2 protein-coding genes are annotated in these 12,614 nt (G+C 74.5%); both read right to left on the reverse strand.

The genetic code is table 11. The features are described from left to right. A partial coding sequence (locus tag ACZ5OX_RS38865; protein WP_465636905.1) for a type I polyketide synthase occupies positions 1 to 11,534 on the reverse strand: 11,534 nt, incomplete at its 3' end. A 48-nt stretch (positions 11,535 to 11,582) separates the two neighbouring features. Next, positions 11,583 to 12,614 (reverse strand): acyl carrier protein (locus ACZ5OX_RS38870; protein WP_465636906.1); only part of this gene is annotated, 1,032 nt, incomplete at its 5' end.

Below are 12,614 nucleotides of genomic sequence, written 5' to 3' on the forward strand. Positions count from 1 at the left end.
TGGCGCACGTGGCGCACCCAGTACTCGGGCGAGCACAACTCCTCGGCGGCGGCCAGGGCGCCGGTCACGTTGGACACCACCGCGATCTGCGGCGCCGAGTAGGTCAGGCCCTCCGCCACCCGGCGGAAGTCGTCCAACATCCCGTCCATCAAGGGCGAGTGGAACGCGTGCGAGACGTGGAGCCGCTTGGTCTTCTCGAACTGGCTGGCGATCGCCAGCACTTCGGACTCATCGCCCGAAATCACCACGGAGGTCGGGCCATTGACGGCGGCGATGCTCACGTTCTCGGTCAGCAGCGGCAGGACGTCGGCCTCGGCGGCCTTGACCGCCACCATCGCGCCGCCCTCGGGCAGCGCCTGCATCAACCGGCCACGAGCGGCGACCAGCGCCACCGCGTCGTCCAGCGACAGCACACCCGCGACGTGCGCGGCCACCAGCTCACCGATGGAGTGGCCCACCAGGAAGTCCGGGCGCACCCCCCAGCTCTCGAACAGACGGAACAGCGCCACCTCGACGGCGAACAGCGCCGGCTGCGTGAACTCCGTACGGGCCAGGGCGTCCGCGTTCTCGCCGAACACGGCCTCCCGCAGCGGGAGTTCAATGCGCGCGCACACCGCGTCGAAGGCGTCCGCGAACACCGGGAAGGCGTCGTACAGCTCACGCCCCATGCCCGAGCGCTGGCTCCCCTGTCCCGTGAACAGGAACGCCGTCCGCCCGGCACCCGCCGTGCCCGTGATCAGCCCGGCGGCGGTTCGGCCCTCGGCCAGTGCCGCCAGGCCCTCGCGCAGACCCGCCTGGTCACCGGCCGTCACCGCGGCCCGGTGCTCCAGCGCGGCACGCGTGGTGGCCAGCGAGAAGCCGACCTCGGCGGGCGACAGGTCGCCGGCCTCGTCCAGCACGGCCAGCAGTCGGCCGGCCTGCGCCCGGAGCGCCTCCGGGCTGCCCGCCGACAGCACCCACGGCGCCACCGGACCGGCCTCGTCGGCCGGGGCCGCGGCCTGCGGCGCCTCGACCGCCGCCGGGGCCTGCTCGATGATGACGTGCGCGTTGGTGCCGCTCATGCCGAAGGACGACACGCCCGCCCGGCGCGGCGCGCCGGTCTCGGGCCACGACCGGGCCTCGGTCAGCAGCTCGACCGCGCCCGAGGCCCAGTCGACCTCGGGGGTCGGCTCGTCCACGTGCAGGGTCTGCGGCAGCAGCCCCTCCCGCATCGCCATGACCATCTTGATGATCCCGGCGACGCCGGCGGCGGCCTGGGTGTGGCCGATGTTGGACTTCAACGAGCCCAGCCAGAGCGGCTCTTCGGTGCGTTCCTGGCCGTAGGTGGCCAGCAGCGCCTGGGCCTCGATCGGGTCACCCAGTCGGGTGCCCGTGCCGTGCGCCTCGACCGCGTCGACCTCGGCGGCGGACAGCCCGGCGCTGGCCAGCGCCGCGCGGATGACCCGCTGCTGGGACGGCCCGTTGGGGGCGGTCAGGCCGTTGCTGGCACCGTCCTGGTTGATCGCCGAACCGCGCACGACCGCGAGCACCGGGTGCCCGTTGCGCTGCGCGTCCGACAGGCGCTCCAGCAGCAGGACGCCCGCGCCCTCGCCCCAGCCCGTACCGTCCGCGGCGGCCGCGAAGGCCTTGCAGCGGCCGTCCGTCGCCAGGCCGCGCTGGCGGCTGAACTCCACGAAGGTGCCCGGGGTGGACATCACGACCACACCACCGGCCAGCGCCATCGAGCACTCACCGCTGCGCAGCGCCTGCACGGCGAAGTGCAGCGCGACCAGCGAGGACGAACACGCCGTGTCGACGGTCGCCGCCGGGCCCTCAAGACCGAAGGTGTAGGCGAGGCGTCCTGAGACCACGCTGGCGGCGTTGCCGGTCGCGAGGTAGCCGTCCGCGTCCTGGGTGAGCGCGAGCAGCAGCGCGGCGTAGTCCTGGCTGTTGGAGCCCATGAAGACACCGGTCCGGCTGCCCCGCGCGGACGCCGGGTCGATACCGGCGCGCTCGAAGGCCTCCCAGGTGGTCTCCAGCAGCAGACGCTGCTGCGGGTCCATCGCCAGCGCCTCGCGCGGGCTGATGCCGAAGAAGGACGGGTCGAACTCGCCCGCGCCGTCGAGGAATCCGCCGTCACGGGCGTAGGAGGTCCCGAGGTTCGCCGGGTCCGGGTCGTAGAGCGCGTCCAGGTCCCAGCCGCGGTCGGCCGGGAATCCGCCGACGGCGTCGCGGCCCTCGGCGACCAGTCGCCACAGGTCCTCGGGCGACTGGACGCCGCCGGGCAGGCGGCAGCTCATCGCGACGATGGCGATCGGCTCGTCGGCCGCGGAGACGGCGGTCGGCGCGTCGGACTGCTCCTGGGAGCCGAGGAGTTCGGCCAGCAGGTGATCGGCGACGACGGCGGCGTTCGGGTAGTCGAACACCAGGGAGGCGGGCAGCCGCAGGCCGGTGACCGCGTTCAGGTTGTTGCGCAGCTCGACGGCGGTCAGCGAGTCGAAGCCCAGCTCACGGAAGGCCTTGGCCGGCTCGACGGCTCCGGCGCCGTGGTGCCCGAGCACCGAGGCGGCCTCGGTCCGAACCAGGTCCAGCAGGGCGCGCTCACGCTCGGCCGGGGTGAGCGCCCGCAGGCGCTGGACCAGGCCGTTGGCCTCGCCGTCCGGCTGGGCCGAAGACGCGGCACCGGTGAGGGCGCGCTGCACCTCGGGCAGGTCGCCGATCAGCGGGCGCGGGCGGGCCACGGTGAAGCCGGGGACGAACAGCGCCCAGTCGACGTCGGCCACCACCACGGCGGGCTCGTCCTCGGCGACGGCGGCGGCCAGTGCGGCAACCGCCTGCGCGGGCGGCAGCACCGGCAGGCCGCGGCGGCGCAGGCGGTCCTCCGCCTCGGCCTCGACCATGCCGCCGTCGGCCCAGGGGCCCCAGGCGACGGCGGTGGCGGCGAGGCCGCGGGCGCGGCGCTGCTCGGCGAGGGCGTCCAGGTGGGCGTTGGCGGCCGCGTAGGCGGCCTGGCCGCCGCTGCCCCAGACACCCGCGATGGAGGAGAAGAGGACGAAGGCGTCCAGCTCGGTGTCGCCGAGCAGCTCGTCCAGGTGCGCCGCACCGTCGACCTTGGCGCGGAGCGCGTCGGTGAAGGCGGGCAGGTCGGTGTCGGCGATCGTGCCCCCGTCCGCCACACCGGCGGCGTGGACGACGGCGGTGAAGGCGTACTCGGCGAGCAGCGCCTCGACGGCCGCACGGTCGGCGACATCACACGCGGCGACGGTCACCCGGGCGCCGAGAGCGGTCAGCTCGTCCCGCAGCTCGGCCGCGCCCGGGGCGTCCAGACCCCGACGGCTGGTGAGCACCACGTGCTCAGCACCGCCACCCGCCAGCCAACGGGCCACATGCGCACCCAGCGCACCCGTCCCACCCGTCACCAGAACAGTGCCACGCGGCGTCCACACAGCGGCAGCACCCGGCACCCGGACCAGCCTGCGCACGAACACACCGCTCGCTCGCACGGCGAGCTGGTCCTCGTCACCCAGGCCGGCCAGCACCGACAGCAGTCGGCCCTGCGCCCGCTCGTCCAGCACCTCCGGCAGGTCGACCAGACCGCCCCAACGCTCCGGGTGCTCCAGCGCGATGACCCGGCCCAGACCCCAGACCTGCGCCTGCGCCGCGTCACGCAGCACATCCGCACGACCCGTCGACACGGCGCCGCCGGTCGCCAGCCACAGCGGCGCACCGACACCGGCGTCACCGAGGGCCTGCACCAGCGTCAGCGCGACACCCGCGTCCGACACCACACCCAGCACCCCCGCCACCGGGGCACCGACAGCCGCAGCCACCGCAGCCGCCAGCTCCGCGCGCGACAGCCCGGCCGAACCCACCAGCCGCACCGACACACCACGACCCGACAACGCCCCCGCACACGCCACCACCGGCGCAGCCGAAACGTCCTCCGCCACCACCAGCCACTCACCGGACGGAACGGCGGAGCCGAGCTCGGTCACCGGCTTCCACTGGACACGGTAGCGCCAGCCGTCGACGGTGTGGCGCTCACGGCGGCGACGCCGCCAGGAGGAGAGCGCGGGCAGCACGGTGCCGAGGGAGGTGCGGACGCCCTGCTCGGCGTCGTCCACCTCCAGGGCCTCGGCCAGCGCGCCGAGGTCCTCGCGTTCCACGGCCTCCCAGAAGACCGCGGTGTCGAAGACGTCCCCGGCGGGCCCGTCGAGGGCCGGACGCGCCACGAGGCTGAGGTCGGGCCAGTAGGTCTCCTGCTGGAAGGCGTACGTCGGCAGATCGACGCGCACGGCGCCGGTGCCGGCGAAGACGGCGCTCCACTCGACGGCCGAGCCGTGGACGTGGGCGGCGGCCAGGGCGGTCAGCGCGGTCTGCGCCTCGCCCCGTCCGGTGCGCAGGGCGGCGGCGAAGGCCGCGACGCCGGTCAGGCACTCCTGGGCCATGGCGGTGAGGACACCGTCCGGGCCCAGCTCGACGAAGGTGCTGACGCCCTGAGCCTCCAGGGTCCGCATGCCGTCGGCGAAGCGAACGGCCTGGCGGACGTGGCGCACCCAGTACTCGGGCGAGCACAGCTCCTCGGCGGTGGCGACCGAACCGGTCACGTTGGACACCACCGGGATGACCGGCTCGGCGTAGTCCAGGCCCTCGGCGACGGCCCGGAACTCCTCCACCATGCCGTCCATCAGCGGCGAGTGGAAGGCGTGCGAGACGCTCAGCCGCTTGGTCTTCTCGAACTGCCCGGCGATGGCGAGGACTTCATCCTCGTCGCCGGAAATCACCACGGAGGAGGGCCCGTTGATGGCAGCGATGCTCACCTGGGCGGTCAGCAGCGGCAGGACCTCGGCCTCGGCGGCCTTGACCGCCACCATCGCGCCGCCCTCCGGCAGCGCCTGCATCAGCCGGCCACGCGCCGCGACCAGGGTGACGGCGTCGTCCAGCGACAGCACACCGGCGACATGCGCGGCCGCGATCTCGCCGATCGAGTGGCCCACCAGGACGTCGGGCCGAACACCCCAGCTCTCGAAGAGGCGGAACAGCGCGGTCTCCACCGCGAACAGCGCGACCTGCGTGTACTCGGTGCGCGCGAGAACGTCAGCGTCCTCACCGAACACGGCTTCCCGCAGCGGCAGTTCGACCCGCGCGCAGACGGCGTCGAAGGCGTCCGCGAACACCGGGAAGGCGTCGTACAGCTCACGCCCCATCCCCGGCCGCTGGCTCCCCTGCCCCGTGAACAGGAACGCCAGCTTCCCGCCCGAGGCGGCACCTGTCACCAGCCCGGCGGCCGTGCCGCCCTCGGCCAGTGCCTCGACGGCGGCCAGCAGCTCGGCCGGGCCGTCCACGACGACGGCCGCCCGGTGCTCGAAGGCGGCCCGGGAGGTCGCGAGCGAGTACGCGAGGTCGGCGGCCGGCACGTCCGACCGGGTGCGCAGGTGGGCGGCCAGGCGGTGGGCCTGGGCGCGCAGGGCGTCGGGGGTGCGGCCCGACAGGACGACCGGCAGGTCGGCGGCCGGGGCCGGAACGGCCTCGCGGGCCGGCGCGTCGGTGTCCGCCGGGGCCTGCTCGATGAGGACGTGGGCGTTGGTGCCGGAGACGCCGAAGGAGGAGACGCCGGCCCGGCGGGGTTCGCCGGTCTCGGGCCAGTCCCGCGACTCCGTCAGCAGCTCGACGGCGCCGGACGTCCAGTCGATGTGCGGGGACGGCTCGTCGACGTGCAGGGTCTTCGGGAGCACTCCGGCGCGGATCGCCATGACCATCTTGATGACGCCGCCGACGCCGGAGGCGGCCTGGGTGTGGCCGATGTTGGACTTCAGCGAGCCCAGCCAGAGCGGGCGGTCGCCGCTGCGCTCCTGGCCGTAGGTGGCGAGCAGGGCCTGGGCCTCGATCGGGTCGCCGAGCACGGTGCCGGTGCCGTGTGCCTCGACGGCGTCGACCTGATCGGCCGTCAGGCCGGCGCCGGCCAGCGCCTGGCGGATGACACGCTGCTGCGCGGGGCCGTTGGGGGCGGTGAGGCCGTTGCTGGCACCGTCCTGGTTGATCGCCGAACCACGGACGACCGCCAGCACCGGGTGCCCGAGGCGCTGCGCGTCCGAGAGCCGCTCGACCAACAGCACGCCGACGCCCTCGCCCCAGCCGGTGCCGTCCGCGGCGCCCGCGAAGGACTTGCAGCGCCCGTCGACGGCCAGGCCGCGCTGGCGGCTGAACTCGACGAAGGCGGCGGGGGTGGACATGACGGTGACACCGCCGGCCAGGGCCATGGTGCACTCGCCGTTGCGCAGCGACTGGACGGCCAGGTGGAGGGCGACCAGGGAGGAGGAGCAGGCGGTGTCGACGGTGACAGCCGGGCCCTCGAGGCCGAAGGTGTACGCCAGGCGCCCGGAGACGACGGCGGCGGCGTTGCCGGTGGCCAGGTAGCCCTCGGTCGCCTCGGCGGTGCTCATCAGGAGGGCGCCGTAGTCCTGGCCGTTGGAGCCGACGAACACGCCGGCCTGGCTGCCCTTCAGGGTGGCCGGGTCGATGCCGGCGCGCTCGAAGGCCTCCCAGGAGGTCTCCAGCAGCAGCCGCTGCTGCGGGTCCATGGCCAGCGCCTCACGCGGCGAGATCCCGAAGAACGCGGCGTCGAAGCGGCCGACGCCGGGGAGGAAGCCGCCCTCGCGCGAGTAGGAGGTGCCCTGGTGTGCCGGGTCCGGGTGGTAGAGGGCGTCGAGGTCCCAGCCGCGGTCCTCGGGGAAGGTGCCGATGCCGTCGATGCCGTCGGCGACGATCCGCCACAGGTCCTCGGGCGAGCTGACGCCGCCGGGGTAGCGGCAGGCCATGCCGACGATGGCGATCGGCTCGTCGTCGGTCCGCGCGGTCGCGGCGGCGGGCACGGCGGCGGACTGCTCGCCGAGCAGGCGGGTCCGCAGGTGGGCGGCCAGGACCTCGGGGGTCGGGTAGTCGAAGACCAGGGTGGCCGAGAGGGAGAGGCCGGTGCCGGCGGTCAGCAGGTTGCGCAGCTCGACGGCGGTCAGCGAGTCGAAGCCGAGGTCCTTGAAGGCGCGGCCGGACTCGATCTCGGCGGAGTCGGCGTGGCCGAGCACCGTGGCGACGTGGCCCCGGACGAGCCCGGTCAGCAGCTGCACCTGCTCGGCGGCGGCGAGCGGGGCGATCCGCTCGCGCAGCCGGCCGGCCTGGTCGGTGGTCTGCGCGGGCGCCTGCTCGGCGTCGAGCAGCGCCCGGACCTCGGGGAGGTCGGCGATCAGCGGGCGCGGGCGGGCGGCGGTGAAGGCCGGGGCGAAGCGCGCCCAGTCGACGTCGGCGACGGTCAGCGTGGCGTCGCCCTCGGAGAGGGCGCGGCCGAGGGCGGCCAGTGCCAGTTCGGGGGCGAGCGGCGGCAGGCCGCGGCGGCGCAGCTGCTGCTCGCCCTCGCCGTCGACCATGCCGCCGTCGGCCCAGGGGCCCCAGGCGACGGCGGTGGCAGCCAGGCCGCGGCCGCGGCGCTGCTCGGCCAGGGCGTCCAGGTAGGCGTTGGCGGCGGCGTAGGCGGACTGCCCACCACTGCCCCAGACACCCGCGATGGAGGAGAAGAGGACGAAGGCGTCCAGCTCGGTGTCCCCGAGCAGCTCGTCCAGGTGCGCGGCACCGGCCACCTTCGCGGCCATCAGCTCGGCGGCCTCGGCGGCGTCGGTGGCGGCGAGCACGGCCGAACCGGTCAGACCGGCGGTGTGGACGACGGCGGTGAACTCGTGCTCGGCGAGCAGCGCCTCGACGGCCGTACGGTCGGCGACGTCACACGCGGCGACGGTCACCTCGACACCCGACGCGACGAGCTCCTCACGCAGTTCGACCGCACCCGGGGCGTCCAGGCCCCGACGGCTGGTCAGCACCAGATGCCCGGCACCGTTGTCCGCCAGCCAGCGCGCCACCCGCGCACCCAGCGCACCCGTACCGCCCGTGACCAGCACCGTGCCACGCGGCGACCACGAAGCGGCCGCCCCACCCGAACGACCGGCCCGCACCAGACGACGCACGAACACGCCCGAGGCGCGCACCGCGACCTGGTCCTCACCGCCCACACCCGCCAACACAGCGGCCAACCGGCCCCGCGCCCGAGCATCCAACACCTCGGGCAGGTCGACCAGACCACCCCAACGCTCCGGCGCCTCCAGCGCCACCACCCGGCCCAGACCCCAGACCTGCGCCTGCACCGCACTGCTCACCCGATCGGCACGACCGACCGACACCGCACCCCGCGACGCCAACCACAACGGCGCCCCCACACCCGCGTCACCCAACGCCTGCACCAGCGCGATGGTCGCGGTGAAGCCGACGGACAGCACCGGCTGGCCGGCGTCCGGCTGCTCGGCGAGGGCGAGCAGGGACAGTACGCCGGTCACCTCGGTGCCCTCGGCGGCGATCCCGGCCAGCAGCTCCGCCAGGCCCGCCCGGTCGGCGCCCGCCTCGACGTCGACGCGGCGCACCTCGGCGCCGCTCGCGGTGAGCGTCTCGGCGACGGCGGTGGCGGTGGCCTCGTCCAGGCCGGCCGGAACGGCGAGCAGCCAGGTGCCCGCCGGGGCGGCCGCCTGCTCACCGTCGACCGGCTGCCAGGTGACGTGGTACTGCCAACCGTCCACCGTGGTCCGGTTCCTGCGCTGCTCGCGCCAGGTGGAGAGAGCGGGCAGCAGGGTGCTCAGGGAGGACTGCACCAGCTCGTCGCCGCCGTCCACGGACAGCGTCATCGCCACGGCGGCGAGGTCACCGCTCTCGACGGCCGCCCAGAACGCGGAGTCCGTGCCGTCCACCGGCTCGAAGGCCGCCTCGGCGGCGTCGTTCGGCAGGTCGAGCCAGTAGCGCTGCCGCTGGAAGGCGTAGGTGGGCAGCTCGACGCGGCTCGCACCGGTGCCGTCGAAGGCCGGCGACCAGTCCACCGCGGCACCGTTCACGTGCGCGGTGGCCAGCGCGGTCAGCAGCGACCGCTGCTCCGGGCGGCCGGCGCGCAGAGCCGGGGTGAACATGCCCTGCTCGACGCACTCCTGGCCCATGGCCGACAGCACGCCGTCGGGGCCCAGCTCGACGAAGACGCTGACGCCCTGGGCTTCGAGGGCGCGCATGCCGTCGGCGAAGCGGACGGCCTCGCGGACGTGGCGCACCCAGTACTCGGGCGAGCACAGCTCCTCGGCGGTGGCCAGGGCACCGGTGACGTTGGAGACCACGGCGATCTGCGGCGTCGCGTAGGTCAGACCCTCCGCCACCCGGCGGAAGTTGTCCAGCATGCCGTCCATCAGCGGCGAGTGGAAGGCGTGCGAGACATTGAGACGCTTGGTCTTCTCGAACTGCCCGGCGATCGCCAGCACTTCGGCCTCGTCGCCGGAAATCACCACCGAGGTCGGCCCGTTGATGGCGGCGATGCTGACGTTGTCCGTGAGCAGCGGCAGGATCTCGGCCTCGGTGGCCTTGACCGCGACCATCGCGCCGCCCTCGGGCAGCGCCTGCATCAGCCGCCCACGAGCGGCGACCAGCGTGACCGCGTCGTCCAGCGACAGGACACCGGCCACGTGGGCGGCCGCGATCTCACCGATCGAGTGGCCAACCAGGAAGTCCGGACGCACCCCCCAGCTCTCGAACAGACGGAACAGCGCGGTCTCCACCGCGAACAGCGCCAGCTGGGTGAACTCCGTACGGGCCAGAACGTCCGCGTCCTCCCCGAACACGGCCTCCCGCAGGGGCAGTTCGACCCGCGCGCAGACGGCGTCGAAGGCGTCCGCGAACACCGGGTACGCCTCGTACAGCTCCCGGCCCATGCCAGGACGCTGGCTGCCCTGCCCGGTGAACAGGAACGCCGTCCGGCCTCGCGTCGCCGCGACACCGCGCACCACGTCGGCCGAGGCGTCGCCCTCGGCCAGCGCGCGCAGCGCGGCGGTGAGCGCCGTCCGGTCCTCGGCCAGCACCAGGGCCCGGTGCTCCAGGACGGCGCGGCCGCGCACCGCGGAGTAGCCCAGGTCGGCCAGGCCCAGCTCCGGCCGGCCCTCGACGTGGGCGAGCAGCGCCCGCGCCTGGGCCCGCAGGGCCTCCGCCGAGCGGCCCGAGACCGGCACGGGGACCTGTGCGGACACCCGCGCGGGCCGCCCGGCGCCGGGGGCGCCTTCCGTGCCCTCGGCGGCCTCGGCCGCCTCGGGGGCGGGGGCCTGCTCCAGGATGGTGTGGGCGTTGGTGCCGCTGATGCCGAAGGAGGAGACGGCCGCGCGGCGCGGGCGCCCGGTCTCCGGCCAGGGCCGGGCCTCGGTCAGCAGCTTGACCGCGCCCGAGGCCCAGTCGACGTGCGGGGTGGGCTCGTCCACGTGCAGGGTCTGCGGCATGAGCCCGTGCTGCAGGGCCATGACCAGCTTGATGATGCCGCCGACGCCGGCCGCGGCCTGGGAGTGGCCCAGGTTGGACTTGAGCGAGCCGAGCCAGAGCGGCTCGCCGTTCTCACCGCGCTCCTGGCCGTAGGTGGCGAGCAGGGCCTGGGCCTCGATCGGGTCGCCGAGCCGGGTGCCGGTGCCGTGCGCCTCGACCAGGTCGACCTGGTCGGCGGTCAGCCGGGCGCTGGCCAGGGCCTGGCGGATGACCCGCTGCTGCGCGGGGCCGTTCGGGGCGGTCAGGCCGTTGCTGGCACCGTCCTGGTTGACGGCGGAGCCGCGCACGACGGCGAGCACCGGGTGCCCGAGGCGCTGCGCGTCCGACAGCCGCTCGACGAGCAGCATGCCGACGCCCTCGGACCAGCCGGTGCCGTCGGCGCCGGCGGCGAAGGCCTTGCAGCGGCCGTCGGCGGACAGGCCCTGCTGGCGGCTGAAGGCGATGAAGGTGCCGGGGGTGGTCATGACGGTGACGCCGCCGACCAGGGCCATCGAGCAGTCGCCCTGGCGCAGGGCGTGGGCGGCGAGGTGCAGGGCGACCAGGGAGGAGGAGCAGGCGGTGTCGATGGTGACCGCCGGGCCCTCGAGACCGAGGCTGTAGGCGATGCGGCCGGAGACCACGCTGGAGGCGTTCCCGGTCAGCAGGTGGCCCTCGAGGCCGGCCAGGCCGGCGTGCATGGTGGTGCCGTAGTTGGAGGAGGCCGCTCCGATGAAGACGCCGGCCTGGCTGCCCTTCACCGAGGACGGGTCGATGCCGGCGCGCTCGAAGGTCTCCCAGGCGGTCTCCAGCAGGATCCGCTGCTGCGGGTCCATCGCGGTCGCCTCGCGCGGCGAGATGCCGAAGAAGCCAGCGTCGAACTCGCTGGCGTCGTACAGGAACCCGCCGTCGCGACTGACGCTCTTGCCGGCCTTCTCCGGGTCCGGGTCGTAGAGCGCGTCGAAGTCCCAGCCGCGGTCGGTGGGCATGCCGGCGATCGCGTCCGTCCCGGTCGCGACCAGGTTCCACAGGTCCTCGGGGCTGCGCACGCCGCCGGGGTAGCGGCAGCTCATGGCGACGACGGCGAGCGGCTCGAGGTCCCGCTCCTCGACCTCGCGCAGCTGCCTGCGGGCCTGCCGCAGGTCCGCCGTGACGCGCTTCAGGTAGTCGAGGTACTTCTCTTCGTTCGAAGACGTGGTCATGTGCTTCGTCACCTCCAGGAGGCGGTCAGTGAGCTTGCGCCCAGGAGGTCAGGAGAGGCCGAGTTCCTTGTCGAGCAGGTCGAAGATGTCGTCGCCGGTGGCCGATTCGAGCTCCCGATCGGCGTCGCGGTCCGCAGCACTACCGTCCGTTGCACTGTGTGCGTCACTCCATTTCGACAGCAGGCTCTGCAGGCGCAGCGTGATCTTCGTGCGCTCGACGCCGTCGGTGGTCGTGGTGAGAAGCAGGGTTTCGAGCTTGTCCAGCTCGCTGAGCACGGGCAGCGGCGCGGCCACCGCGCCGGCGCCGTCGACGAGTTCGGCGACCAGGTGGTCCGCGAGCGCGGCGGGGTTCGGGTGGTCGAAGACCAGGGTGGCGGGCAGCCGCAGGCCGGTGGCCGTGTTGAGGCGGTTGCGCAGCTCGACCGAGGTCAGCGAGTCGAAGCCGATCTCCTTGAACGCGCGGTCCGGGTCGACCTCGGCGGCCGAGGCGTGGCCCAGGACCGCGGCCACCTCGGCGCAGACCGACTCGACCAGCAGGCGCCGCTGTTCGGCCTCGGCGAGGCCCGCCAGGCGCTGCTTGAGCGGGACTCCCCCGGCCGCGGCGGCGTTGGCGTCCACGGTACGGCGGGCGGGCGCGTGCACCAGGCCGCGCAGGACCTGCGGGATGCCGGAGGCGGCGGCCCTGGCCCGCAGCGCGGGCAGGTCGAGGCGGACCGGCAGGACGGCCGGTTCGACACCGGCGCGGGCCGCGTCGAAGAGCGCCAGGCCCTCCTCCGCACCCAGCGGCGGCACCCCGCCCCTGCTCATCCGGCGCAGCTCGACCTCGTCGAGCCGGCCGAGCATGCCGCCCTCGTGGGCCCAGGGGCCCCAGGCCATCGAGGTCGCGGGCAGGCCCAGCGCCGCGCGGTGCTGCGCCAGTGCGTCCAGGAAGACGTTCGCCGCGGCGTAGTTGGCCTGACCGGGGTTGCCGAAGGCCGCCGCCACCGAGGAGAAGAGGACGAAGTCGGTGAGGTCCTGGCCGAGGGTCAGCTCGTGCAGGTGCCAGGCCGCGTCCACCTTCGGACGCAGTACCGCGTCCAG

It is taken from the genome of Kitasatospora sp. NPDC032121 (assembly GCF_055580145.1).